Origin of the sequence: Stenotrophomonas sp. CASM114 (assembly GCF_049384325.1) — a bacterium.
GTDB lineage: Bacteria > Pseudomonadota > Gammaproteobacteria > Xanthomonadales > Xanthomonadaceae > Stenotrophomonas > Stenotrophomonas muris.
Map to the genome: position 1 here is coordinate 1 of NZ_JBMRGJ010000035.1, position 23,108 is coordinate 23,108.

General features: G+C 67.7%; 26 protein-coding genes. 13 read left to right on the forward strand and 13 right to left on the reverse strand.

Annotated features, from left to right (window positions below; translation table 11 throughout):
• Positions 1 to 173: 173 nt before the first annotated feature.
• From VG566_RS19890 to VG566_RS19920, 7 genes are all read right to left on the reverse strand, one after another.
• Positions 174 to 1,196, reverse strand: coding sequence for a magnesium and cobalt transport protein CorA (locus VG566_RS19890; protein WP_014646569.1), 1,023 nt, complete (start codon positions 1,194 to 1,196; stop codon positions 174 to 176).
• 6 nt (positions 1,197 to 1,202) lie between these two features.
• On the reverse strand, positions 1,203 to 2,462 hold the full coding sequence (locus VG566_RS19895; protein WP_241884897.1) for a DUF4105 domain-containing protein: 1,260 nt from the start codon (positions 2,460 to 2,462) through the stop codon (positions 1,203 to 1,205).
• Positions 2,459 to 3,340: an HlyC/CorC family transporter gene (locus VG566_RS19900; RefSeq protein ID WP_014036584.1), complete on the reverse strand. Its 882-nt coding sequence runs from the start codon at positions 3,338 to 3,340 to the stop codon at positions 2,459 to 2,461. The genes VG566_RS19895 and VG566_RS19900 overlap by 4 nt, the downstream gene beginning before the upstream one ends.
• Positions 3,341 to 3,404: 64 nt before the next feature.
• Positions 3,405 to 3,971 carry a hypothetical protein gene (locus VG566_RS19905; protein WP_241884898.1) on the reverse strand — a complete coding sequence of 189 codons (567 nt, stop codon included), beginning with the start codon at positions 3,969 to 3,971 and terminating at the stop codon, positions 3,405 to 3,407.
• A gap of 77 nt (positions 3,972 to 4,048) precedes the next feature.
• Entirely contained in the window at positions 4,049 to 4,624 is a 576-nt protein-coding gene (locus tag VG566_RS19910) for a hypothetical protein (protein WP_014646572.1), read from the reverse strand.
• A gap of 77 nt (positions 4,625 to 4,701) precedes the next feature.
• Positions 4,702 to 5,187, reverse strand: a complete 486-nt coding sequence (ybeY, locus tag VG566_RS19915) for an rRNA maturation RNase YbeY (protein ID WP_014036587.1) — start codon at positions 5,185 to 5,187, stop codon at positions 4,702 to 4,704.
• Positions 5,184 to 6,170 carry a PhoH family protein gene (locus tag VG566_RS19920; protein ID WP_032960924.1) on the reverse strand — a complete coding sequence of 329 codons (987 nt, stop codon included), beginning with the start codon at positions 6,168 to 6,170 and terminating at the stop codon, positions 5,184 to 5,186. Before VG566_RS19920 ends, ybeY begins: the two co-directional genes overlap by 4 nt.
• Before the next feature lie 523 nt (positions 6,171 to 6,693).
• Between VG566_RS19920 and VG566_RS19925 the strand changes: the two genes are divergently transcribed.
• From VG566_RS19925 to VG566_RS19935, 3 genes are read left to right on the forward strand one after another with little or no spacing between them, the layout of a single operon-like run.
• On the forward strand, positions 6,694 to 7,650 hold the full coding sequence (locus tag VG566_RS19925) for an HlyD family efflux transporter periplasmic adaptor subunit (RefSeq protein ID WP_241884899.1): 957 nt from the start codon (positions 6,694 to 6,696) through the stop codon (positions 7,648 to 7,650).
• 20 nt (positions 7,651 to 7,670) lie between these two features.
• Positions 7,671 to 8,594, forward strand: coding sequence for an ABC transporter ATP-binding protein (locus VG566_RS19930; protein ID WP_241884900.1), 924 nt, complete (start codon positions 7,671 to 7,673; stop codon positions 8,592 to 8,594).
• Positions 8,591 to 9,703, forward strand: coding sequence for an ABC transporter permease (locus VG566_RS19935; protein ID WP_032960915.1), 1,113 nt, complete (start codon positions 8,591 to 8,593; stop codon positions 9,701 to 9,703). The genes VG566_RS19930 and VG566_RS19935 overlap by 4 nt, the downstream gene beginning before the upstream one ends.
• A gap of 88 nt (positions 9,704 to 9,791) precedes the next feature.
• Here VG566_RS19935 and miaB read toward each other — a convergent pair whose 3' ends face one another.
• Both miaB and VG566_RS19945 read right to left on the reverse strand, forming a co-directional pair.
• Complete coding sequence (gene miaB, locus VG566_RS19940; protein WP_014646577.1) at positions 9,792 to 11,210, reverse strand: tRNA (N6-isopentenyl adenosine(37)-C2)-methylthiotransferase MiaB; 1,419 nt, start codon at positions 11,208 to 11,210, stop codon at positions 9,792 to 9,794.
• 188 nt (positions 11,211 to 11,398) lie between these two features.
• Positions 11,399 to 12,019 (reverse strand): glutathione S-transferase, encoded by a 621-nt coding sequence (locus VG566_RS19945; protein WP_241884901.1) that lies wholly within the window; start codon positions 12,017 to 12,019, stop codon positions 11,399 to 11,401.
• A gap of 80 nt (positions 12,020 to 12,099) precedes the next feature.
• Between VG566_RS19945 and VG566_RS19950 the strand changes: the two genes are divergently transcribed.
• From VG566_RS19950 to VG566_RS19980, 7 genes are all read left to right on the forward strand, one after another.
• Positions 12,100 to 13,068, forward strand: coding sequence for a WYL domain-containing protein (locus tag VG566_RS19950; protein WP_241884902.1), 969 nt, complete (start codon positions 12,100 to 12,102; stop codon positions 13,066 to 13,068).
• Between the two features lie 46 nt (positions 13,069 to 13,114).
• A complete protein-coding gene (locus VG566_RS19955; protein WP_014646580.1) occupies positions 13,115 to 14,020 on the forward strand; it encodes a lytic transglycosylase domain-containing protein in 906 nt (301 codons plus the stop codon).
• A 199-nt stretch (positions 14,021 to 14,219) separates the two neighbouring features.
• Positions 14,220 to 14,840, forward strand: a complete 621-nt coding sequence (gene petA / locus VG566_RS19960) for a ubiquinol-cytochrome c reductase iron-sulfur subunit (RefSeq protein ID WP_004151998.1) — start codon at positions 14,220 to 14,222, stop codon at positions 14,838 to 14,840.
• Entirely contained in the window at positions 14,840 to 16,099 is a 1,260-nt protein-coding gene (locus tag VG566_RS19965; RefSeq protein ID WP_014646581.1) for a cytochrome b, read from the forward strand. Before petA ends, VG566_RS19965 begins: the two co-directional genes overlap by 1 nt.
• Complete coding sequence (locus tag VG566_RS19970; RefSeq protein WP_241884903.1) at positions 16,092 to 16,841, forward strand: cytochrome c1; 750 nt, start codon at positions 16,092 to 16,094, stop codon at positions 16,839 to 16,841. The genes VG566_RS19965 and VG566_RS19970 overlap by 8 nt, the downstream gene beginning before the upstream one ends.
• A gap of 134 nt (positions 16,842 to 16,975) precedes the next feature.
• Positions 16,976 to 17,611 (forward strand): glutathione S-transferase N-terminal domain-containing protein, encoded by a 636-nt coding sequence (locus VG566_RS19975; protein ID WP_005408842.1) that lies wholly within the window; start codon positions 16,976 to 16,978, stop codon positions 17,609 to 17,611.
• Positions 17,612 to 17,695: 84 nt separating this feature from the next.
• A complete protein-coding gene (locus VG566_RS19980) occupies positions 17,696 to 18,148 on the forward strand; it encodes a ClpXP protease specificity-enhancing factor (RefSeq protein ID WP_014646584.1) in 453 nt (150 codons plus the stop codon).
• Positions 18,149 to 18,252: 104 nt separating this feature from the next.
• Here the strand turns inward: VG566_RS19980 and VG566_RS19985 are convergent, their stop codons facing one another.
• The 4 genes from VG566_RS19985 to VG566_RS20000 all read right to left on the reverse strand — a co-directional run bounded on the left by VG566_RS19985 (position 18,253) and on the right by VG566_RS20000 (position 20,905).
• Positions 18,253 to 18,603: a DUF3301 domain-containing protein gene (locus VG566_RS19985; protein ID WP_005415950.1), complete on the reverse strand. Its 351-nt coding sequence runs from the start codon at positions 18,601 to 18,603 to the stop codon at positions 18,253 to 18,255.
• Positions 18,604 to 18,670: 67 nt separating this feature from the next.
• A complete protein-coding gene (locus tag VG566_RS19990; RefSeq protein ID WP_014646585.1) occupies positions 18,671 to 19,672 on the reverse strand; it encodes a DUF2272 domain-containing protein in 1,002 nt (333 codons plus the stop codon).
• 115 nt (positions 19,673 to 19,787) lie between these two features.
• Positions 19,788 to 20,639, reverse strand: coding sequence for a carboxylating nicotinate-nucleotide diphosphorylase (nadC, locus tag VG566_RS19995; RefSeq protein WP_014646586.1), 852 nt, complete (start codon positions 20,637 to 20,639; stop codon positions 19,788 to 19,790).
• Complete coding sequence (locus VG566_RS20000) at positions 20,636 to 20,905, reverse strand: Trm112 family protein (protein ID WP_014036599.1); 270 nt, start codon at positions 20,903 to 20,905, stop codon at positions 20,636 to 20,638. Before VG566_RS20000 ends, nadC begins: the two co-directional genes overlap by 4 nt.
• Before the next feature lie 58 nt (positions 20,906 to 20,963).
• Here VG566_RS20000 and purE point away from each other — a divergent pair, with 58 nt between their 5' ends.
• From purE to VG566_RS20015, 3 genes are all read left to right on the forward strand, one after another.
• Entirely contained in the window at positions 20,964 to 21,467 is a 504-nt protein-coding gene (purE, locus tag VG566_RS20005) for a 5-(carboxyamino)imidazole ribonucleotide mutase (RefSeq protein ID WP_005412808.1), read from the forward strand.
• Positions 21,464 to 22,612 carry a 5-(carboxyamino)imidazole ribonucleotide synthase gene (locus tag VG566_RS20010; protein ID WP_241884905.1) on the forward strand — a complete coding sequence of 383 codons (1,149 nt, stop codon included), beginning with the start codon at positions 21,464 to 21,466 and terminating at the stop codon, positions 22,610 to 22,612. The genes purE and VG566_RS20010 overlap by 4 nt, the downstream gene beginning before the upstream one ends.
• 112 nt (positions 22,613 to 22,724) lie before the next feature.
• Positions 22,725 to 23,066, forward strand: a complete 342-nt coding sequence (locus VG566_RS20015) for a carboxymuconolactone decarboxylase family protein (RefSeq protein WP_004152082.1) — start codon at positions 22,725 to 22,727, stop codon at positions 23,064 to 23,066.
• Positions 23,067 to 23,108 lie beyond the last annotated feature (42 nt).

The window sequence follows — 23,108 nt, forward strand, 5'->3', positions numbered from 1 at the left end:
CCGCTGGCCGGCATTGCCCTGGTTGCCGGCCAGCGGCCGGCACTACCAGAAGCGGGGCATGTGCCACGACCAACGGTCGTGGCCTACCGGATTGCCGGGTATCGACGCCTCCCGTGCGTGGTGGGTATCGACGCCCCCGTGCATGGTGGGTATCGACCGTTGGTCGATACGCGCTACAACCACTTCGCGCGCTTGAACAACCGGTACAGACCGACGCACACACCGCCCACGCCGACAATCATCAGCGGATACGACCACGGCTGGCTCAGCTCGGGCATGTGGCTGAAGTTCATGCCATACCAGCTGGTGATCAGCGTCGGCGCTGCCAGCAGCGCGGCCCATGCACCCAGGCGCTTGACCGTCTCGCCCTGCGCCAGCGTCACCAGCGACAGGTTCACGCTCAGTGCGGTGCCCAGCATCTCGCGCAGGGTGTCGATCACATCGCTGATGCGTACCGCGTGGTCATGCACGTCGCGCACGTAGAGCTTCACTTCATCGGGAATCAGGTCACCCTGGTAGCGGCGCAGCTGCGCCAGCACATCCTGCAGCGGTGCCACCGCCATCCGCATCTTGTTCAGTTCGCGCTTGAGCTCGTAAAGCCGTACCACCGTGCTGCGCTTGTAGCTGTCGGCAAAGATGTCCTTTTCCAGCAGGTCCAGGGTGTCGCGGAAGCGGTGCACGATGGGCAGGTAGTTGTCGACCACGAAGTCGGTCACCGCGTACAGGCAGTACGACGGGCCCATCTTCAGCAGCTGCGGTTCACGCTCGACCCGTGCACGCACCGGAGCGTAGGACAGCGAGGCGCCGTGGCGCACCGTCACCAGGAAACGCGGGCCGAGGAAGGCGTGGGTTTCGCCGTACTGGATGCGCTCGTCCACCATCTGCGCGGTGGTCACCACCACGAACAGCGAATTGCCGTAGGTCTCGACCTTGGGCCGCTGGTGCGCATTGCGCGCGTCCTCGATGGCCAGGTCGTGCAGGCAGAACTCTTCCTGCAGTTTCAGCAGCACATCGTCGTTGGGGTCGTACAGGCCGACCCAGACGAAGCCGTTGCCACTGGCAATGACATCGCTGATGGCATCCAGGCTGATGTCGTGGCGTTTGCCGTCGTCATCGTAGTGGACGCAGTTGATGACGCAGGCGGGGTTGGCCGAGGCAGGGGCGGAAGCGGAGGCGGGCAATGACATGCCCGCCATCGTGCGTCAGTGCCGTGTTTCGGACAAGTGAGGACGGCGCCCCAGTACCCACGCCAGCGCGGCGTGGACGGGCAGCAGCAGCACGATCCACTGCACGTTGTACTGCGCCTGCAGGCTCAGCCAGTGCAGCACCAGCGCCGCCACGGCCTGCACCGACAGCAGCCACAGCACGACCCTGAACATGCGGCCCGGCGCGCGCCGGCGCAGCAGCGCGATCGCGCCTGGCAGCAACAGCACGGCCAGTGGCGAAAGCAGCAGCAGGTTGCGGTTGGCCCAGGCGGCGTAGTGGGTGCTGAAGCCCCACAGGAACACCAGCAGGCTGCCGGCGATGGCACACAGCAGCCAGAACGGCAGGGCCAGCCCGGCAAGCAGGCGCGGCCGGCTGCGCAGCGCCAGTATGCCGGCGGCGATCACCAGGCCACACAGCAGCCACGGCCACCAGCGGCGCGCGAACTCCTTCGGCTCCGGGTCGATGCGGTGCGGCAGCAGTTCCTGTTCGGACTGCACCAGCGGCCGGCCGTCGCTGTTGCGCGCCTGGCGCAGCGCGTCGGCCAGGCGCATCGGCACGAAGGCTTCCTGCCAGCGCGACAGCGGCTGGTCGGCGAACGGACCGAGGCCGACATCGAAGCCCAGCCACATCCACGGTGCCGGCGAGGCCAGGCGCACCGATTCACTGCGGTAGGTATTGCCGCGCGAGCGCCCCGACAGCTGCGACTGCAGGCCGCCATCCAGCGCCTTGTCCAGCGTGTCGCGCACCATCGTGGCGCAATTGGCGGTGTAGTAGTCGTAGTGGTAGCGCGCGTTTTCCGGCTTGGCGCGCTCGGCCAGGTCGGCGGCCAGTGCACGTGCCTGCTCCGGGCGCAGGTCCAGCCACTGCACGCTGGCGCCGCGGCCGGTCTCGTCGTAGTACGACAGGTCCTGCTGCAGCGGCAGCGCCACCAGGTAATACATCATGTCGCCGCGCACGAAGCGGCTGATGAAGTCGTCCTCGGACGGATCGAAGTAGCCGAAGTTGTACGAGGTCGCTTCGCCACTGAGCGGATCGATCACGACGATGGCGTCGTGGCCGAAGCGCTCGAAGAACACCGTGCCCGGCTGCATGGTCACCACCCCGATGCGCGGGGCGGAAGCCTCGGCGCTGGCGGCGGGTGCAGCAGGAGCGGGTGCCGCCGGCTGCGCGAAGGCGGCCAGCGGCAGGGCCGTGGCCAGCACGCACAGTGCCAGCCACAACCTCAGGCGCAGTGCCAGGAGGGCGTCGCGCTTCAAGCGTCGTCCTGCGCGTCCGGCGGCAGCACGGTCACGTGGAAGGCTTGGACCCGGCGCGCATCGGCGCGGGCCACGCGGAACATGAAGCGGTCCAGCGCCAGCTCGTCACCGACTTCCGGCAGGTGGCCCACGGCCTCGGTGACCAGGCCACCGATGGTGTCGTAGTCCTCGTCGGAGAAGGTAGCGCCGAAGCGTTCGTTGAAGTCGCCGATCGGGGTCAGCGCGTCGACCACGTACTGGCCGTCGGACTGGATGGCGATCTGCGCCGACGGATCCTCGGCCTCGTCATGCTCGTCGTCGATCTCGCCGACGATCTGTTCCAGCACGTCCTCGATGGTGACCAGGCCGGCGACACCGCCGTACTCGTCGACCACGATGGCCATGTGGTTGCGTGACAGGCGGAATTCCTTCAGCAGCACGTTGAGCTTCTTCGCTTCCGGGATCAGGACCGCCGGGCGCAGCAGCTCGCGCACGTTGGCCGGACCGTTGTCGGCGACCACGCCGCGCAGCAGGTCCTTGGCCAGCAGGATGCCAAGGATGTCGTCCTTGTTCTCGCCGTGCACCGGGAAGCGCGAATGGCCGGATTCGACCACCTGCTTCATCAGTTCCAGGAAGGGCGCTTCGACCGGCAGCGAAACCATCTGCGAGCGCGAGATCATCACGTCGCCCACGGTCAACTCGGCCACCGAAATGGCGCCTTCCATCATCTTCAGGGTATCGGCGGCGATCAGGCCCTCTTCCTGCGCGGTGTGCAGGACAGCGACCAGCTCGTCGCGGGTATGGGGTTCGCCGGAGAAGGCGGAGGTCAGGCGTTCAAGCCAGCCGCGCTTCTTTTCACTGGGCTCCTGTGCGGAGCTACTACTGTCGTCTTCTGACATCTCTGGAAAAAGGGCACCCGGCAAGCCGGGCGTTGGCCCAAGTCTAGCAGGATGTGGCGGCCTGTCAGTGACCGTCGCTGCCCGGTCCGGTGATCGGCGGCAGGGCCAGTTCAGGCCGGGCGGGGGCTTCTTCCTCGGGCAGGTCCAGGCTGTAGGTGCAGCCGGCCAGGGTTTTGCCGGGATGGGAGGCCACGGTGGAGACGCTGAGGATGATCGACTCGATCCGGGCCTCGCCGGTCTTCGGATCGGTCACGTCGCGGCTGACCAGCTCGCGGCCGGCCATGAACTTGCCATCCTGGTCGTAGCCGGTCTCCAGCCCCAGCCGCTTGGTCAGCGGCCGCGGATCGGCCTGGTCGAGGATCGCCATGACGCTGGACCCGGCCACGGCGACCCGTTCGGTGCGGGTGCCGAACACGCTGATCGGCTGGGCCAGCCGGTACTCGCTCATGAACTGGTTGCCCTGCGGCAGCGGCTGCAGGCCGTGGGCGACGGCTCTCAGTGGATCAGCCAGCAGGGGCGCCAGCGCGGCCTGCTCGGCCACGCCCTGGCGGCATTCAATCAGGGCCGGCAGGTCCAGGGCAGCGGCCGGGGCGGACACGGCGAGCAGCAGGGGCAGGGCAATACGCAGCACGGGCACGGGATCCGCAACGGAAGGCAGGCCGGTGATCGTACCGGTCCCGGCCAGCCATCGCGAGCGCCCCAAGGCAATCAGGGCGGATGCCTGCGCGTGGTCGCTGGGTACCAGCGCAGCCTGACCGGGTAGCCCAGTTGCACTTGCAAGTGGTCGCGCACGGCCGCCGCCGTCGCGCGGTTGGCCGGGGTATCCCGCAGCTCAACCTCCAGTTCCCCGGTCGTGACATCCAGGCTATAGCCGAACAGGTCGGGCAGCTGGGCCAGCAGCCAGTCCCGCTGTGCGTGCAGGCGGCGCTGCATCTCCGCTTCGGTCATCGCGGCGCCGGTGATGTAGCGCACGCGTTGCGGGCCATCCGCCCCTGGATGTGTCTCATCGGCCGCGGGTGCTGGGCCAGTCAGTCGAACGACGACGTTCCAACCTGCCGCGTTGTCCACCCAGATTCCGGCGAGGCGTGCCGCGTGGCGCGCTTTCAAACGTTCCATCAATGCGTGCTGCTGCGCCTCGGCGACCGCCTGGCGCGCCGTCTGTTGGCTGACGTCAAAGAACGCCTGCACCTCGGCGACCTTGGCGGCAATGTCGGCGGCGCTGTCGCTGGCCGGGAACGGCGACGGTCGTTCCCGGCCGGGGTCGATGCCCGGGGCAGTGGTCACCTGCAGAAGAGCGGCGATGAATGCGGGCAGCAGCGCGATGGGCGCGTCCTCCGTGAAGATCCCGGTGTGCGTGGGCCTCAGCGCTCGCCGGCGTAGGGGTCGGCGATGCCGAGCTCGGCCAGGATCTCGCGCTCCAGCTGTTCCATGGCGTCGGCTTCCTTGTCGTCCTCGTGGTCCCAGCCGAGCAGGTGCAGCACGCCGTGCACGGTCAGGTGTGCGTAGTGGGCGTTGAGCGCCTTGCCCTGTTCATCGGCCTCGCGGGCCACCACCGGTGCGCAGATCACCAGGTCGCCCAGCAGCGGAAACTTCACGCCCTTGGGCAGCCCTTCGGGCACTTCGGCCGGGAAGCTGAGCACGTTGGTCGCGTAATCCTTGCCGCGATAATGGCGGTTCAGTGACTGCCCTTCCTTGGCATCGACCACGCGGATGGCCAGGTCGGCTTCGCGGATGCGGCCTTTCAGCGCAGCAGCCACCCACTTGCGGAAGCTGACCGCCGCCGGCAGGCCGGTGCGCGGCAGGGCATAACTGACGGCGACGTCCAGTCGCACGGGACCACGGGTCATGGAGTTGCTCCAGGTTGGATCTGATGCAGGTCACGGCGATCGTAGGCGCTGACGATGCGCGCCACCAGCGGGTGGCGGACCACGTCGCGCGACTCGAAGAAGGTGAAGCTGACGCCCTCTACCTCGCGCAGCACGTCGATGGCATCGCGCAGGCCGGACTTCACGTGCTTGGGGAGATCGGTCTGGGTCAGGTCGCCGGTGACCACGGCGGTGGAACCGTAGCCGAGGCGGGTCAGGAACATCTTCATCTGCTCGATGGTGGTGTTCTGTGCTTCGTCCAGGATCACGAAGGCATCGTTGAGCGTGCGGCCACGCATGTAGGCCAGCGGCGCGATTTCGATGACGTTCTTTTCCAGCAGCTTGACCACCTTCTCCACGCCCATCATCTCGTAGAGGGCGTCGTACAGCGGTCGCAGGTAGGGGTCGACCTTCTGGCTCAGGTCACCGGGCAGGAAGCCCAGCTTCTCGCCGGCCTCCACCGCCGGGCGCACCAGGATCAGGCGCTGCACCCGTGATTCGTTCAGCGCTTCGACCGCGCTGGCCACGGCCAGGAAGGTCTTGCCGGTGCCGGCCGGGCCGATGCCGAAGTTGATGTCATGCGTGGCGATCTGGTGCAGGTAGCGGCCCTGGTTGGCACCGCGGCCGCGCACCGTGCCGCGCTTGACCTTGATCGCCACCTCCTGCGCTTCGTAGGAGCGTTCGGCGATCTGCTCGACGTTGGCCTGCGCCAGGCGCAGGTGGATGGCGTGGTTGTCGAAGGTGGTTTCGCCGGCTTCGGCGTACAGCGCTTCAACCAGCTTCTGCGCCTCGACGATGGCTTCGTTGGGCCCGCTGATGCGGAACACGAAACCGCGGTTGGCGATCTCCACGCCGAGCTTCAGCTCGATCTGGCGCAGGTGCCCATCGAAGGGGCCGCACAGGTTGGCCAACCGCTCGGTGTCTTCCGGCGACAGGGTGAAGTCTCGATGTTCGATGCTTTTCATTGCCTTGGGTGGGGCGGAAGCCTTCCACCGCAGTGTATTCAGGGAGGACAAGGGTAGCGCGCGCAGCGGGCGCGCGGCCAGCACGGGGTCGATACATGCTTTTCCACACCCGGTGTGGACGGGGGCTGCGGAAACCTGTGGATAGACCTCTACAGTGCTTGTGCCACAAGCGTCATGAGGGGGTGGTGAAAAAATCGTCACGGACCCGGGCGTGCCGGCACCCGCAGGACGGGCGGACCGGGAGGGAGGGCACGTCGCAGCGCGTGCCGAGAACTTCCCGGGCGCGCCGGCGTTCTTCGTGATCGCAGCGCAGGTTCCGCTGCCAGGCGAGCAACAGGATCCCGTGTTGCCGGTTTTCCACACCGGTTGTGGAATGATGCCGAATCAACCTGTGGATAGGTGGCGAGGAGCCTTGCAGCCAAAGGCTCGCCAACGCGTGGTGAAAAAACCGTCAGGGCTGATCGGAATCATAGAGGGTGCACGGGGCGGATGGCACCGTGGCGCCGTCGCAGGAGGGGATGGCATGGGCATCGGCAATGGGATGCGTGGAATCGGATTGGTGGGTATCGGCCTGCTGGCAGGGTGTGGGCAGGCACCGCCTGCAGCGCTCGGCACGCTGGAGTGGGACCGGATCACGGTGCCGGCGCCGGCGTCCGAAGTGATCGCCGCGGTGGAGGTGCGCGAGGGCCAGCAGGTCAAGGCCGGAGCAGTGCTGATGCAGCTCGACCCCGCCCGCGGCGACGCGCAGTTCGCCGCGGCGCAGGCCGACACGGTGCGCGCGCAGGCCCAGCTGGAAGAGCTGAAGATCGGCCCGCGCCAGGAACAGATCGCACAGGCCCAGGCGCAGCTGGCCGCGTTGCGCGCGCAGTCCGCCGAAGCCAGTGCCTACTACCGTCGGGTGCAACCGCTGGCACGCCAGCGCCTGATCGCCGCCGCCGAGCTGGACCGTGCACGGGCGGCTGCCGGCAATGCCGAGGCCAGCGTGCGGGCCGCCGAGCAGGTTTGGCTGGAGCGGGTGCACGGCAGTCGCGCGCAGGACATCGCCCAGGGCCTGGCGGCCGCCGACGCCGCACAGGCGCAGCAGGTGGTGCAGGGCGTCAACCTGCAGAAGCTGCAGCTGCGCGCACCGCGCGATGGCGTGGTCGATGCCTTGCCCTACCGGCAGGGTGACCAGGCACCGATCGGGGCGCCGCTGGCGGTGATGCTGGTTGGCGAGCGCCCCTATGCACGCGTCTACCTGCCGCAGCCGCTGCGCCTGCAGGTCAAGGTCGGGCAGGCCGCGCAGGTACAGCTGGAAGGCGGCAGCACGGTGCTGAAGGGGCACGTCCGCTCAATCCGCAGCGAGCCCTCGTTCACCCCGTACTACGCATTGAGTGGCGATGACGTCGAGCGCCTGAGCTACCTCGCCGAGATCGAAGTGGATGCGGCCACCGACATGCAGAAGCTCCCGGCCGGACTGCCGGTGCAGGTGCGCTTCTGAACACCGGCGGCGACATCGCGGTGCATGCGCAGGGCCTGACCCGCCGCTTCGGCGATCTGCTGGCCGTGGACAACGTCGACCTGACCGTGCCGCGTGGCCAGGTCTATGGCTTCCTGGGCCCGAACGGGTCGGGCAAGTCGACCACCATCCGCATGCTGTGCGGCCTGCTGGAACCGAGCGCTGGGCAGATCGAGGTGCTGGGGTTGGCGGTTCCCGAGCAGGCCGAAGCACTGCGCCGGCGCATCGGCTACATGACCCAGCGCTTCTCGTTGTATGAGGACCTGTCGGTGCGCGAGAACCTGGAATTCCTCGCCGCCATCCAGGATCTGCCACGCGCGCAGGCCCGGCAGCGGGTCGACGAGCTGCTGCAGGAGTACCGTCTGCTGGACCGGCAGCCGCAGCTGGCCGGAACCCTCAGCGGTGGCCAGAAGCAGCGCCTCGCCCTGGCCGGCGCCGTCGTGCACGCGCCCGAGCTGCTGTTCCTGGACGAGCCGACCAGCGCGGTCGATCCGGAATCGCGCCGTGATTTCTGGGAAGCCCTGTTTGAACTTGCCGACGCCGGTACCACCGTGCTGGTGTCGACCCACTACATGGACGAGGCCGAGCGCTGCCACCGGCTGGCAATCCTGGACCGTGGTGCACTGGTTGCCGATGGCACGCCGTCTGAGCTGTGCGCACGGCTGGACGGCCGCACGTTGCAGGTCACGTCGTCGCAGCCGCGGCAGGCCAGCCGCGCACTGTCTGAGCTGCCCGGTGTGCTGAGCGTGGCGCAGATCGGCACCCAGCTGCGCGTGCTGTGCAATGAGGGCGCAGCGGACGTCGCAGTGCTGGCCCGTGCACTTGCCAACGCTGACCCGCAGGCCCGCATCGAGACAGTGGCGCCGAACCTGGAAGATGTGTTCGTGGCCGCCACCCGTGGCCGCGGCCGGGAGCCGGCGGCATGAACCTGCGCCGGCTGTGGGCGATCATGCTCAAGGAGCTGCGGCAGCTGCGCCGCGACCGCATCACGCTGGCGATGATCGTTGGCATTCCGGTGATGCAGCTGTTGCTGTTCGGCTATGCGATCAACCTCAACCTGCGTCATCTCGATGCGGGTGTCGCCGATCAGGCCAACAGCGCCGCTTCGCGCGCGCTGGTGCAGGACATGGTGGCCACCGGCGTGATCACGCCGCGCAGCGAAGCCTACACGCCTGCCCAGCTGATGCAGGCGCTGCGCCGTGGCGAGATCAGTGTCGGCATCGTGGTGCCGGCCGACTTCGAGCGTCGCCGCTTCGATGGACGCGAGGCGGTGCAGGTGCTGGTCGATGGCAGCGACACCGTGGTGCAGAGCGCGGCGATCCAGCTGGCGCAGGTGCCGCTGGACACGCGCCCGACCAGCAACACCCGTCCCCTGCGCGAAGGCAGCATCGCCAGTGGTCCGGTCAGCGTGACCAGCTTCTACAACCCGCAGCGGCGCTCGGCGGTGAACATCGTACCGGGCCTGATCGGGGTGATCCTGACCATGACCCTGGTGATGTTCACGGCGGTAGCGGTGGTGCGCGAACGCGAGCGCGGCAACATGGAACTGCTGATCGCCACGCCGGTGTCGCGCAGCGAGCTGATGGTCGGCAAGGTGCTGCCCTATGCGGCCATCGGCCTGCTGCAGACCACGCTGGTGCTGGTGCTGGGCACCTGGCTGTTCCAGGTACCCATTCGCGGCAGCCTGCTGGACATCTATCTGGCCGCGGTGCTGCTGGTGCTGGCCAACCTGGCGCTGGGCCTGCTGATCTCCACGCGTGCGCGCTCGCAGTTCCAGGCCATGCAGATGACGCTGTTCCTGTTCCTGCCGTCGATCCTGCTGTCGGGCTTCATGTTCCCGTTCGCAGGCATGCCGCGGCCGGTGCAGTGGCTGGCCGAGGTGCTGCCGCTGACCCACTTCCTGCGCCTGGTGCGCGGCATCATGCTGCGCGGCGCCTCATTGTGGGAGCTGTGGCACGACGCGCTGGCGCTGCTGGCCTTCATCGTGGTGATGATGACCCTGGCGATCCTGCGCTTCCGCAAGCGCCTGGATTGAAGGCAGGGGGTCGGATCCCCGCAGGGGCTCCGACCCCAATTTATCGGGCCGGCGGGTCGGAGCCCCTTTGGGGCTCCGACCCGAAGATTCATTCCGCCACCACCCGCGCGCGCAGCGAATTGGTCAGCGCTTCGGTGATCACCACATCCACGAACTGGCCGATCAGGCGCGCCGGCGCCGGGAAGTTCACCGAACGCATGTTCTCGGTCTTGCCGGTCAGCTCGTTCGGGTTCTTGCGCGAGGGCCCTTCCACCAGCACGGTCTGCACGGTGCCGACCATCTTCTCGGAAATGCCGGCGGCATGCGCATTGATGCGCTCCTGCAGGCGCGACAGGCGCGCGTGCTTCTCGGCATCGCTGATCGTGTCCTCCAGGTCCGCGGCCGGCGTGCCGGGGCGGCGCGAATAGATGAAGGAGAAGCTGTGGTCGAAGCCGATGTCCTCGATCAGCTTCATGGTCTTCTCGAAATCGGCGTCGGTCTCGCCGGGGAAGCCGACGATGAAGTCCGAGCTGATCGAGATGTCCGGGCGCACCGCCCGCAGCTTGCGGATCTTCGACTTGAACTCCAGCGCGGTGTAGCCGCGTTTCATCGCCGACAGCACGCGGTCGCTGCCGGCCTGTACCGGCAGGTGCAGGAAGTTGGCCAGCTGTGGCACGTCACGGAACGCATCGATCAGCGAATCGCTGAACTCCAGCGGATGCGAGGTGGTGAAGCGGATGCGGCCAACGCCATCGATCTCGGCGATGGTGCGGATCAGCAGGCCGAGGTCGGCGAACTCACCGTCACCATAGGGCCCGCGATAGGCGTTGACGTTCTGCCCGAGCAGGTTGATCTCGCGCACGCCCTGTGCGGCCAGCTGCGCCACCTCCACCACCACATCCTCGAACGGGCGGCTGACTTCGGTGCCGCGGGTGTAGGGCACCACGCAGAACGAACAGTACTTGGAACAGCCTTCCATGATCGACACGAATGCCGAGGGACCTTCGGCGCGCGGCTCGGGCAGGCGATCGAACTTCTCGATCTCGGGGAAGCTGATGTCGACCTGCGGGCGCTTCTGCTCGCGGCGTGCACGGATCAGCTCCGGCAGGCGGTGCAGGGTCTGCGGGCCGAACACCAGGTCGACGAACGGCGCGCGCTTGATGATCGCTTCGCCTTCCTGCGAGGCAACGCAGCCGCCGACGCCGATGATGACTTCACGGCCCTTGTTCTTCAGGCCCTTCCACACGCCCAGCTGGCTGAACACCTTCTCCTGCGCCTTCTCGCGGATGGAGCAGGTGTTGACCAGGATGACGTCGGCGTCGTCCGGGCTGTCGGTCAGTTCCAGGCCATCGCTGGCGGCAAGCACGTCGGCCATCTTGGCCGAGTCGTACTCGTTCATCTGGCAACCGTGGGTCTTGATGTACAGCTTGCCTTTCACCTGGTCGGGCTTGCGCGGACCAGCGGGCAGGGCAACGAGCGGGGTACCGCCCGGTGTGGTGGGCGGAAAGACGTCTGGCGTCCCGGTCATGGCGCTTAATCCATTCGGGTGGCGGGAAAGCGGGCAATTCTACCCGCATCCCGCGCCAGCCGCCGCGCCCGTGCAACCGCGCCCATGCCCAGCGTGGCCATCACTGTAGAGCCGAGCCCGTGCTCGGCTGCCTTTGCAAGGCGGAGGAGCAGCCGAGCGTGGGCTCGGCTCTACAAGGGGGCCGCTGCTTACGCCGCCGCCAGCTCCGCATCGATCTGCCGCGAACGGTCGAAGGCGGTCATCGCGCTCATCCGTGCGATGTAATCGGCCGTGGCCGGCGCGGGCTGCACCAGGCCGAAGGCCGTGGTCCAGGCCAGCGCATTGCCCCACAGCACGTCGGCGGCGCTCATCGTCTCGCCGAGCAGGAAGGGGCCCTGCGCCAGCTGGGCCTCGATCACCTGCAGCACGGTCTCGGCGTCGTTGTACGGCGACATCAGGCGCGGCGGCGGCTCGCGGTGCATCGCCTTGTCGATCATCGCCGGCTCGAAACAGGCGCCATAGAAGGCCATCCAGCGCAGGTAGGGCCCGCGCAGGGCGTCGCCGATCGGCGGTGCCAGGCCGGCCTCCGGATACAGGTCGGCCAGGTACAGGTAGATCGCCACCTGCTCGGTCACCAGCGCACCGTTGTGGACGATCGCCGGCACCTTGCCCATCGGGTTGATGGCCAGGTAGGCGGGGGCCAGGTTGGCGCCCGCCTTCAGGTCCAGCACCTGCATGCGGTAGTCGGCACCCAGTGCTTCGAGCAGGGCCACGGCGCCGCTCGAGCGGGAACGTGCGGCGTGGTACAGGGTGATCTGGCGTGAATTCATGGCATTGCTCCTTGCGGTGGGTGGTGAACTGGAGGCCATCCTGGGGCACTATTGCGGACGACTTCTGTCCTCGATCCTTCATGCGCCATACCGCCCATCGACTGCTGCGCCTGATCGCCCTGCTGCAGGCCCGTCGCCAGTGGTCCGGGGCCGAGCTCGCCGAGCGCATGGGCGTGGACCGGCGCAGCATCCGCCGTGACGTCGAGCGCCTGCGCGAGCTGGGTTATCCGGTCCGGGCCTCGTCCGGGGTTGGCGGCGGCTACCAGCTGGGGGCAGGGGCGCCGGTGCTGCCGATGCTGCTGGACGAGGAGGAGGCGACTACCCTGGCCATCGCCCTGCGCGTGGCCTCGGCGACCGTCGCCGGCATCGACGACACCGCGCGCGGCCTGTTGTCCAAGCTCGATCCGCTGGTGCCGACCCGTCGCCGCCAGCAGGCCGGCGAGGTGCATGCCGCCACCGCCACCCTGTCCGACCTTCCGTCCACCGACGCACGCCTGCTCGGGCAGCTGGCCCAGCACTGCCGGCAGGCGTCACGGCTGGCCTTCGAATACCGCAGTGCCCAGGAAGCGGTGACCCAGCGCGAGGTCGAGGCGCAGCACCTGGTCAACTACGGGCGGCGCTGGTACCTGCTGGCCTGGGACCTGGGCCGGCAGGACTGGCGCACCCTGCGCGTGGACCGGATGGGCGCGGTGCGCGAATGCGCCGAGCCGGGCATGCACCGCCGTACGCCCGCACCGCCGGATGTGATGGTGCGGCAGGCGGTCAGCCAGGCCCCGTTCGCCCTGCAGGCCATCGTCCGCCTGGCCGGCAGCCGCGCCGAGCTGGAAGGCCGCATCCCGCCCTGGTGTGGTGTGCTGGAGCACGATGGGCCCGACCATTGCCTGCTGCGCATGGGCGCCGAGAGCCGCGGCATGATGGTGGCGCAGATCCTCAGCCTGGATCGGGTGCCGGTGGCGGTGTGGACCACGCCGCCGGGCCTGCGCGATGAACTGGCACAGCGCCTGGCCGGATTGGGGCAGGTGCTGGCTGTGCCGCCCGTCACAGGCTGAGCCGCGTCGCTTGGCAAGCCCTGGCGAAGCTGGGACACTCGCCGGCATGAAGGGGATACTGGGGACAACGGCGATCATCATCGCTGCGCTGACCGCTGCGCCGGCCAGCGCGGGCACCCTGTTCAAGTGCCAGGGCGCCGACGGGGTCACCAGCTATGTCAGCAAGCGCCTGGCCGGGGCCCGCTGCAGCGCCATCAGCTACAGCCGCGACCTCCGCCCGGCACCGCGCCCGGTGGTGGCCGCGCCGAAGCCGGCGCCGACCACCGTGGCCAGCATCGAGCGCAACCCGGTGGCAGTGGCGGCCAGCGCTGCGGCGCCGGCGGCTGCGCCAGCCGCCGTACCCGCGCCCCCGGTCGCCTCGCGCAGCGGGCGCATGGTCAGCGGCCAGGTCTATTCCTTCATGAAGGACGGCGTGCGCCACTACACCAGTGCGCGTCCGACCCAGGTCGCCAACCTCGGCCCGGTGCGCACCATCCGCTACAGTTTCATGGAGCGCTGCTACGCCTGTGGCGTCAACCCGCGCGTGGACTTCGGTTCGGTGCGGTTGAACACCACCGCGTTCCAGACCGAGATCAGCTCGGCCGCGCGCGAGTTCGGCGTCGACGAAGCCGTGGTGCGCGCCATCATCCACGCCGAGTCGGCCTACAACCCGACCGCGCTCAGCCGCGCCGGCGCGCAGGGCCTGATGCAGCTGATGCCGCCAACCGCGGCCCGTTTCGGAGTCAGCGATTCCTACGATGCCGGGCAGAACATCCGCGGTGGCGTGCAGTATCTTGCGTGGTTGTTGAAGCGTTTCAATGGCGACCTGACCCTGGCCGCGGCTGGCTACAACGCGGGCGAAGGCGCGGTTGACCGCCACGGTGGCGTGCCGCCCTACAGCGAGACCCAGTACTACGTGCGCCGGGTCGGGCAGCTGGCCGAGCGTTACCGCACCGCATTGACGCACCAGTAGTGCCGGCCGCTGGCCGGCAACCTTGGGCAATGGCCGGTACCGACCGGCCACTGGCTGGCAGCCCCGTAATCAATGTTGTTGCAATGCGTTGTGTGGCGCTCGACGGTTCCGCTACACTCGCCCATGATTCAATGCGGCTCTGGCCCCCACCGGATCCGCTGGCAGCCTTAAAGCTACCTAATCAATATCGGAGTGCCGGATGGCCAACGATGGGGTACACGATCCAGTCAACACCGGACGTCGGCGTTTTCTTTCTGCCACCACAGCCGTGGTGGGCGCCGTCGGCGTCGGATTCACCGCTGTTCCTTTCATCAAATCCTGGAACCCCAGTGCCCGTGCCAAGCTTGCCGGCGCACCGGTGGTGGCCGACATCAGCGCCCTGCAGGAAGGCCAACGCCTGATCGTGGAATGGCGTGGCCAGCCGATCTGGATCGTCAAGCGGTCCAAGGCGATCCTCGATGCACTGCACGGGCTCGATGGCCGCCTCAAGGACCCCGAGTCCGGCGAGAAGGACCAGCAGCCGGACTACGTGCTGAAGCAGAACCCCGAGCTGCGCTCGATCAAGCCGGACATTTCCGTGCTGGTCGGCCTGTGCACGCACCTGGGTTGCTCGCCGGAAATGGTCGCCGAGATCCGGCCTGAACCCTATGACCCGCAGTGGAAGGGCGGCTACTTCTGCCCCTGCCACAAGTCGCGCTTCGACATGTCCGGCCGCGTCTTCAAGGACGTGCCGGCGCCGATCAACCTGAAGGTGCCCGCGCACCATTACCAGGACGACAACACCATCATCATCGGTGTCGATCCGCAGGGGGCAGCCTGATGGCCAATATCCTCGCTCGTACCGCCAGCGGCGTGGCCGACTGGGTCAACGCCCGCGCCCCGGGCCTGATGCCGGTCTACCGCAAGCATGTCACCGAGTACTACGCGCCGAAGAACTTCAACATCTGGTACTACTTCGGTTCGCTGGCGCTGCTGGTTCTGGTCAACCAGATCGTCACCGGCATCTTCCTGACGATGCACTACAAGACCAACGCCGCTGAGGCGTTCGGCTCCATCGAATACATCATGCGTGATGTGGAGTGGGGCTGGCTGATCCGCTACATGCACTCCACCGGGGCCTCGCTGTTCTTCATCGTGGTCTACCTGCACATGTTCCGCGGCCTGCTGTACGGCAGTTACCAGAAGCCGCGCGAGCTGGTGTGGATCCTGGGCATGCTGATCTACCTGGTGCTGATGGCCGAAGCGTTCATGGGTTACGTGCTGCCGTGGGGCCAGATGTCGTTCTGGGGCGCCAAGGTGATCATTTCGCTGTTCGGCGCGATACCGGTGATCGGCAACGGCCTGACCGAATGGATCATGGGCGACTACCTGCCCAGTGACGCCACGCTCAACCGCTTCTTCGCGCTGCACGTCATCGCACTGCCGCTGGTGCTGCTGTTGCTGGTGGTGCTGCACCTGGGCGCGCTGCACGAGGTGGGGTCGAACAACCCCGATGGCGTGGAGATCAAGAAGGGGCCCAAGGGCAACCGCTGGTCGCCGAACGCCCCGGCCGACGGCATTCCGTTCCATCCGTACTACACGCTCAAGGACGGCGTCGGTGCCGGTTTCCTGCTGATCATCGCCGCCTTCATCATCTTCTTCGCGCCCGGTTTCGGCGGCCTGTTCCTGGAGCACGACAACTTCACCGAAGCCAACCGCCTGGTGACCCCGGAACACATCAAGCCGGTCTGGTACTACACGCCGTACTACGCGATGTTGCGCGTGGTGCCGAACAAGCTGGGCGGCGTGCTGGTGATGTTCTCGGCCATCGCGATCCTGTTCCTGGTGCCGTGGCTGGACAAGGCGAAGGTGAAATCGGTGCGCTACCGCGGCTGGATCTCGAAGGTGATGCTGGGCGTGCTGGCGGTGTGCTTCGTGTGGCTGGGCGTGATTGGTTCCGGCCCGGGCACCGACGTGCACGAGACCTACATCGGGCGGGTGTTGACCTTCCTGTACTTCGCGTTCTTCATCACCATGCCGCTATGGACAAGGTTGGACAGGACCAAGCCGGTACCAGAGAGGGTGACCACGCATGACTGAGCGCTGGATGGTCCGGCTGGCCCTGGCGGCCACCCTGATGCTGGGCAGTTTCCTGGCCTCCGCCGTCGAAGGCGGCACCCCGCTGCTGCAGGCCGGCAACGACCTCGGTGACCGCGCCTCGCTGCAGCGCGGCGCGCAGCTGTACATGAACTACTGCTCCGGCTGCCACGCACTGAAGTACCTGCGCTATTCGCGGATGGCGCAGGACCTCGGCCTGACCGAGGAAGAGGTGATGAACAACCTCAACTTCACCGGCTCGGCGATCGGCGACCCGATCCCGGTGGCGATGCCCAAGGAGAACGCGGAGAAGTGGTTCGGCAAGATGCCGCCCGATCTCAGCCTGATCTCGCGCGTGCGGGGCAGTGACTGGGTCTACACCTATCTCAAGTCGTTCTATCTGGACAGCAGCCGCCCGCTGGGCTGGAACAACGCGCTGTTCGCCAATGCCTCCATGCCCAACCCGCTGTGGGAAATGCAGGGCCTGCAGCATGCGGTGCACGGCAAGGCGGAAGCGCCCGGCATGGACCCGCCGGTGACCGGCCTGAAAATCGAAACGCCCGGGTCGGTCGATGCCGGCCAGTACGATCAGGCCGTTCGGGACATCACCAACTTCCTCGAATACGCCGGTGAACCGGCCGCGCTCAAGCGCCAGCAGCTGGGCGTATGGGTGATCCTGTTCCTGGCCCTGCTGACTTTCCTGCTGTACCTGCTGAAGAAGGAATACTGGAAGGACGTCCACTGATTCTGCCGCCGGCCATCGCACGGGCCTATTGGCTTTTGTGATGGTCGGTTGCACACTCGGGGTGGAGTCGACCGCTGGCACGGTGCCGGCGGCGCCGATGCGGCAGGCGGTCTCCTGTCGTGGGAGAGCCTTTGATGGCGGCGAGCGTACGCATGCGCAATACACTGACGCTGTTTTCCTCGAACGACGACGTACTGTGCCACCGGGTACGCCTGGTGCTGGCGGCCAAGGGGGTCACCTTCGACTTTGTCCCGGTCGATCCGCAGAACCCGCCTGAAGACCTGATCGATCTCAATCCGTACCACTCGGTGCCGACCCTGGTCGAGCGCGAGCTGGTGCTGTACGCCGCGTCGGTGGTCAGCGAATACCTGGACGAACGCTACCCGCATCCTCCGCTGATGCCGGTCGATCCGCTCTCGCGTGCGCGTATCCGCTTGGCCATGCTGCGCATCGAGCACGACTGGGTACCGCAGGTGCAGGCCATCCAGCTGGGCAACAAGACCCAGGCCGAGGCCGGCCGCAAGCGCCTGAAGGAACTGCTGACCGCCTCGCTGCCGCTGTTCAAGGCCAGCAAGTTCTTCCTCAATCCGGAAATGAGCCTGGCCGACTGTGCAATGGCACCGATCATCTGGCGCCTGCAGTCGCTGGACGTGCCGCTGCCGAAGGACGGCAAGGCGATCGAGGACTATGGCAACCGCATCTTCCGTCACCCGGGTTTCGTCCGCAGCCTGACCGACCAGGAAAAGAAGCTGCGCGATCTGCCGGTCTGATCCGACCTTGCGTAACCCGTCTGCACGCCGACCGGCGTGCAGGCGATCCGCCCCGGCGGGGCGCCGGGCGCGTACACTTCACGCATGACCGAAGACTTCTTCCACATGACCAGCCACCGCCCGTACCTGCTGCGGGCGCTGGTGGAATGGATCAACGACAACCAGCTGACCCCGCACATCCTGGTCGACGCCGGCGTCCCCGGCGTGCAGGTGCCGCCTTCGGCGGTCAAGGATGGCCGGGTCGTGCTCAACATCGCCGAACGCGCCGTCGTGCGGCTGATGATCGACAACGAAATGGTGAGCTTCTCGGCCCGCTTCTCCGGCACCAGCTACCCGGTGCAGGTACCGATCAGCGCCGTGCTGGCGGTCTATGCACGCGAGACCGGGCAGGGCATGGCGCTGCCGGATGACATTCCGGGCAGCGAGACCGCGCCGACCAGTGACGAACTGCTGCACGAGGACGGCACGCCGCCGGACGATACGCCACCGGCCAGTCCGCCGCCCAAGGGCCGCCCGAACCTGCGCGTGGTCAAGTAACCATTCCGACGCCGCCCCGCTGGGCGGCGTCTTCCTTTGCAGGTTTTACCGGTGGGTGCCGGAATTGTGTGGGTGCCGACCGTTGGTCGGCAAACCTTCAGTTCTTACACATCCTCGGCATCTTCCACGTCCGGCCGAATCTGGCTGATCCGCGCGGCACCGGGGCCGGTGAACGAGATCAGCTGGTCGCCGCGCAGCACCATGCGGCCCACGTGGCGATCGATGCCATCGTAGGAATACTCGAACTTGAAGGTGCGCTCGAAACCGAGCCGTCCATCCTCGCCACGCGACAGTCGCAGGCCGGTGGCATGTACCGCCTGATCCAGCCATTGCACGTCGGCAGCGCGGCAGGCATTGCGGCCCAGCTCGACCGCGCGCTCGGCGGCCGAACGCGCCGCATTCCAGAAGAAATAGATGATTCCGCCGGCAATCAGCAACAACAGCAGGGTGGGCATGGCGTCAGCCGTCAGAGGTCGATCCCGCAAAGATGGCGGCGAATGCGCGCTGGATCAAGCGCTGCATTCACCGCCGCGGCTGCGGTTCGCTGGACATCGGTGATGCGGGCACGTTAGACGGCGCCGTCGCCGGCACCGTCTGCATCGGCGCGGCGGAGGGCGAAGGCATCACCAATGGCGCGGTCGCCGTCAGCTGCAGCAGCGCTGCCCAGTCCTGGCGGTTGAAGCTGCATTCGTCCTCGCGGCCCGGCGTGCAGCTGGGCTCGATGCCGGTGCTGTTGCGTTCGCGCGCCGGCGGCAGCTTGATCAACCCGGTGCGGTCCAGCGGCAGCAGTCGCATCGCCACCGTGTTCATCACGTTGCCGCCCACCAGGTACAGGGTCTGGTCGCCCCCCAGGTTGGCGGCCACCACTACTTCGCAATGTGATTTCCAGTGGCCCACCGAACCGTTGCCCAGTGCCTGCACCAGCCCACTGTAGCTGAGCGTGGTGCTGCGATCGCGCAGGAAGCACAGCAGGTCGCCCGGTGCGGGCTTTGCGGTCGCGGGATCGACCAGCCGGTACGGCACGCCCGAGGGTCCGCCCTGGTACGCGGCACGGATGTAGTCGATGTGGCGTGGCGACGCGTTGAAGCCGGGGACGCCGGACTGCACCATCACCCAGGAAATGAACGCGGCCGACCACGGGTTGTCGATCAGGAAGGTGCGGCAGTCGCTGTCGGTGTAGCGCGTGCCCAGTGGTGCCAGACAGCTGCTGGCGCCGGCGATGCTGCCCATCGCGTTGAGCGTGCCGCTGTTGCGCCAGTAGCCGGCCACGCGCTGCCAGGCAATCAGCCCGTTGTCGGCCAGATGTTCGTTCTCGGCCTCGGTGACACTCAGGCTCGCCGCGCGGCCATCGCGATCGATGAAAGGCCGGAACCAGAGCCGGTGTTCATTGCAGGCAGTATTGCGGATGGCCACCGCCAATGGGCTCAGGCCGAAACGCGGTGGCACATCGCAGGCTTCGGCCGCCGCTGCGGACAGGGGGGCCGCGGCCAGCAGCAGACAGGCAGGCAAGAGCATCCGGCGCATGCGCGGCTCCTGTGGGGGATGCCCGCAGCGTCGCAGCGCTGTCGTGAACGCCGGGTGTGAGAACGGGGTCGGATCCCTTTTCCCATGAAAAAGGGATCGGACCCCAAGCCAGGCCTCAGCCCGGCGGTGGGCCCAGCTTCAACGACAGATCGATGGCCTGCACGTGCTTGGTCAGGCCGCCGATGGAGATGCAGTCGACGCCATCCTCGGCGATCGAGCGCAGGCCACCCAGGCCGACGCTGCCGGACACTTCCAGCGGAATGCGGCCGGCCGTGATGCGTACCGCCTCGCGGCGCAGGTCGGGGCTGAAGTCGTCCAGCAGGATGCGTTCGCAACCGGCGTCGAGCGCCTGGCGCAGCTGCGCCAGATCCTCGACCTCGACCACCAGCGGCAGCGCAGGCCACTGCCGGCGTGCGCCCGCCACGGCGTCGGCCAGTGAGCCGGCAGCGCGGATGTGGTTCTCCTTCAGCATCACCGTGTCGTACAGGCCGAAACGATGGTTCTCGCCACCGCCGCAGCGCACCGCGTACTTCTGCGCCAGGCGCAGGCCGGGCAGGGTCTTGCGGGTGTCAAGGATGCGCGTGCCGGTACCGGCCACCGCCGCCACGTAGCGGGCGGTGGTGGTTGCCGTACCGGACAGCGTCTGCAGGAAGTTGAGCGAGGTGCGTTCGGCGCTGACCAGGCTGCGGCTGCGCCCATGCAGCAGGGCCAGCACGGTGCCTGCGGTGACCGCGTCGCCGTCGGAAACCTGCCATTCGATGCGTACGTCCGGGTCGAGCGCGCGGTGGGTGGCGTCGAACCAGGGGCGGCCGGCGATCACCCCGTCCTGCTTGCACAGCAGGTAGGCGCTGTCGGCCTGGTCGGGCAGCAGGGCGGCGGTGACATCACCGCTGCCCAGGTCCTCGGCCAGTGCACGCGCGACATCGGCGGCGACAACGGCCGCATCCGGCGTCGGCAGCGTGCTCATGCGGTCGGGAAATCGGCGATCTGGGCGGTCGGGATGGCTTCCTCGGCCAGCAGCACCGGGATGCCGTCGTCGACGCGGAAGACCTGCTTGCGGTCGCGGGTGACCAGCGCTTCGCGCAGCGGCTGCGCCAGCGGGTTGCCATCGGCCTTGTTCACCGCGCCGGCGGAAATGGCCTTGTTGAGGGCTTCCAGGCCCTTGCCATCCAGCAGGGACAGGGGCTGGCGGGTGTCAGGCGACACCAGCAGGTCGAGCAGCTTGCGATCCATGGTTCTTCGTCTTGCGTGGAAGATGGCTAGAATACGTCTTTAAGGCAGGTGACGGCCAATGACCCCCAACCCGATCGCGCCGCTTGTCGGCATCGTCATGGGTTCCCGTTCCGACTGGGAAACCATGCAGCACGCCGCCCAGAAGCTTGAAGCCCTGGGTGTTCCGTTCGAAGTGAAGGTGGTGTCCGCGCATCGGACGCCGGATGTGTTGTTCAGTTACGCCGAGCAGGCGGGCCCGCGTGGCCTGCGCGCGATCATCGCCGGTGCCGGCGGAGCCGCCCACCTGCCGGGCATGATCGCCGCCAAGACCGCCGTGCCGGTGCTGGGCGTGCCGGTGCAGTCCAAGGCCCTCAACGGCATGGATTCGCTGCTGTCGATCGTGCAGATGCCGGCCGGCATCCCGGTCGCCACCTTCGCCATCGGCAATGCTGGCGCGTCCAACGCGGCGCTGTTCGCCGCCGCGATGCTGGCCAGCGACCAGCCGGCGATCGGCCAGGCGCTCGACGCCTTCCGTGCACGCCAGACCGAAGACGTGATGGCCCACGACGATCCACGCCAATGAGCCTGACCGTCGGCATTCTGGGCGGCGGCCAGCTCGCCCGCATGATGGTCCTGGCCGGTGCGCCGCTGGGACTGCGCTTCGAGCTGTACGACCCGGCCGCCGACGCCTGCAGCGGCCCGCTGGCGCCGCTCACCGTCGGTGCCTTCGACGACCGCCAGGCGCTGGCGGACTTCGCCGCCAAGGTCGATGTGGTCACCTTCGATTTCGAGAACGTGCCCGCCGACAGTGCGCAGTTCCTGGCCGACCGCGTGCCGGTCTACCCGCCGCCGGCCGCGCTGGCGGTGGCCCAGGACCGGTTGAGCGAGAAGACCCTGTTCCAGCAGCTGGGCATCCCGCTGCCGGCCTTCGCGGATATCCGCAGCCGCGACGAGCTGGCGGCGAAGGCCGCCGAATTCGGCCTGCCGTGCATCCTCAAGACCCGCCGCCTGGGCTACGACGGCAAGGGCCAGTTCCGTCTGCGCAGCGAGGCCGACATCGACGCCGCCTGGGATGCGCTGGGTGCGCAGGTCGAGCGCACCGGACTGATCCTGGAGGGCTTCGTGGCCTTCCAGCGCGAGGTCAGCGTTGTGGCGGTGCGTGGCCGCGATGGCAGTTTCGAAGCCTGGCCGATCACCGGCAACTGGCATGTCGACGGTGTGCTGTCGGCCAGCGTGGCCCCGGCCGTGCTGTCCGCCGCCGAGCAGCAGGCAGCCATCGGCTATGCGCGCCGTGTCGCCGAACACCTGCAGTACGTCGGCGTGTTCGCGCTGGAACTGTTCTGCCGCGATGGCGAACTGCTGGCCAACGAGATGGCGCCACGCGTGCACAACTCCGGGCACTGGACCATCGAAGGCAGCGAGACCTCGCAGTTCGAGAACCACCTGCGCGCCGTGCTGGGCCTGCCGCTGGGCAGCACCCGCATGCTCGGCCATGCCTGCATGCTGAACTGGCTGGGCCGGATGCCCGACCCGTTGCCGGTGCTGGCCCAGGCCAGTGGCCACTGGCATGACTATGGCAAGGAGTCGCGCGAAGGCCGCAAGGTCGGCCATGCCACGTTGCGCGATGACGATGCCGCAGCACTGGCCGACGCGTTGGACCAGGTGGGCCTGGAACTGGACCGCCAGGCCCAGGTGGCACCGGCGGTGCACGCGCTGCGCAACCGCTGAGTCCGGTGGTGCCGGCCGCTGGCCGGCAGTGCAACGGTGTGGCGCACCGGTGCAGCCATCGGTGCAACATTCCCGGTGGTAGCGTGGAGCTCCTTTCACAGGAGTCACGACCATGCTCGACTGGAATGCCTACCGCAAGGAACTGAAGGGCCGCATCGGCGAGATCGGCAAGCTCTCGCCGGATACGGTCAAGGGCTACGCCACCCTGGCCAATGCCGGTGCCCAGACCAACCACCTGGATGCCAAGACCCGGGAGCTGATCGCGCTGGCGGTGGCGGTGACCACCCGCTGTGACGGCTGCATCACCGTGCACGTGGACGCGGCGCTGAAGCATGGCGCCAGCCGCGAGGAAATCGCCGAGGCGCTGGGCGTGGCGGTCTCGCTCAACGCTGGCGCCGCGCTGGTGTACTCGGCGCGGGTGATGGATGCGGTGGCCGCGCACGAGAGCGCGTGAAGCCACGCTCTGCTGCCCGGTAGTGGCGGGGGGGGGGGGGGG

Excerpts from the sequence above, each read along its gene's own strand:
- VG566_RS19970 (WP_241884903.1), top strand. The coding sequence starts at position 16,092 with ATGACTGAGCGCTGGATGGTCCGGCTGGCCCTGGCGGCCACCCTGATG.
- VG566_RS19980 (WP_014646584.1), top strand. The coding sequence starts at position 17,696 with ATGACCGAAGACTTCTTCCACATGACCAGCCACCGCCCGTACCTGCTG.
- VG566_RS19985 (WP_005415950.1), bottom strand. The coding sequence starts at position 18,603 with ATGCCCACCCTGCTGTTGTTGCTGATTGCCGGCGGAATCATCTATTTC.
- purE (WP_005412808.1), top strand. The coding sequence starts at position 20,964 with ATGACCCCCAACCCGATCGCGCCGCTTGTCGGCATCGTCATGGGTTCC.
- VG566_RS20010 (WP_241884905.1), top strand. The coding sequence starts at position 21,464 with ATGAGCCTGACCGTCGGCATTCTGGGCGGCGGCCAGCTCGCCCGCATG.
- VG566_RS19990 (WP_014646585.1), bottom strand. The coding sequence starts at position 19,672 with ATGCGCCGGATGCTCTTGCCTGCCTGTCTGCTGCTGGCCGCGGCCCCC.
- VG566_RS19920 (WP_032960924.1), bottom strand. The coding sequence starts at position 6,170 with ATGAAAAGCATCGAACATCGAGACTTCACCCTGTCGCCGGAAGACACC.
- VG566_RS19950 (WP_241884902.1), top strand. The coding sequence starts at position 12,100 with ATGCGCCATACCGCCCATCGACTGCTGCGCCTGATCGCCCTGCTGCAG.
- VG566_RS19935 (WP_032960915.1), top strand. The coding sequence starts at position 8,591 with ATGAACCTGCGCCGGCTGTGGGCGATCATGCTCAAGGAGCTGCGGCAG.
- VG566_RS20015 (WP_004152082.1), top strand. The coding sequence starts at position 22,725 with ATGCTCGACTGGAATGCCTACCGCAAGGAACTGAAGGGCCGCATCGGC.
- VG566_RS19955 (WP_014646580.1), top strand. The coding sequence starts at position 13,115 with ATGAAGGGGATACTGGGGACAACGGCGATCATCATCGCTGCGCTGACC.
- ybeY (WP_014036587.1), bottom strand. The coding sequence starts at position 5,187 with ATGACCCGTGGTCCCGTGCGACTGGACGTCGCCGTCAGTTATGCCCTG.
- miaB (WP_014646577.1), bottom strand. The coding sequence starts at position 11,210 with ATGACCGGGACGCCAGACGTCTTTCCGCCCACCACACCGGGCGGTACC.
- nadC (WP_014646586.1), bottom strand. The coding sequence starts at position 20,639 with ATGAGCACGCTGCCGACGCCGGATGCGGCCGTTGTCGCCGCCGATGTC.
- VG566_RS19925 (WP_241884899.1), top strand. The coding sequence starts at position 6,694 with ATGGGCATCGGCAATGGGATGCGTGGAATCGGATTGGTGGGTATCGGC.
- VG566_RS19975 (WP_005408842.1), top strand. The coding sequence starts at position 16,976 with ATGGCGGCGAGCGTACGCATGCGCAATACACTGACGCTGTTTTCCTCG.
- VG566_RS19945 (WP_241884901.1), bottom strand. The coding sequence starts at position 12,019 with ATGAATTCACGCCAGATCACCCTGTACCACGCCGCACGTTCCCGCTCG.
- petA (WP_004151998.1), top strand. The coding sequence starts at position 14,220 with ATGGCCAACGATGGGGTACACGATCCAGTCAACACCGGACGTCGGCGT.
- VG566_RS19890 (WP_014646569.1), bottom strand. The coding sequence starts at position 1,196 with ATGGCGGGCATGTCATTGCCCGCCTCCGCTTCCGCCCCTGCCTCGGCC.
- VG566_RS20000 (WP_014036599.1), bottom strand. The coding sequence starts at position 20,905 with ATGGATCGCAAGCTGCTCGACCTGCTGGTGTCGCCTGACACCCGCCAG.
- VG566_RS19965 (WP_014646581.1), top strand. The coding sequence starts at position 14,840 with ATGGCCAATATCCTCGCTCGTACCGCCAGCGGCGTGGCCGACTGGGTC.
- VG566_RS19900 (WP_014036584.1), bottom strand. The coding sequence starts at position 3,340 with ATGTCAGAAGACGACAGTAGTAGCTCCGCACAGGAGCCCAGTGAAAAG.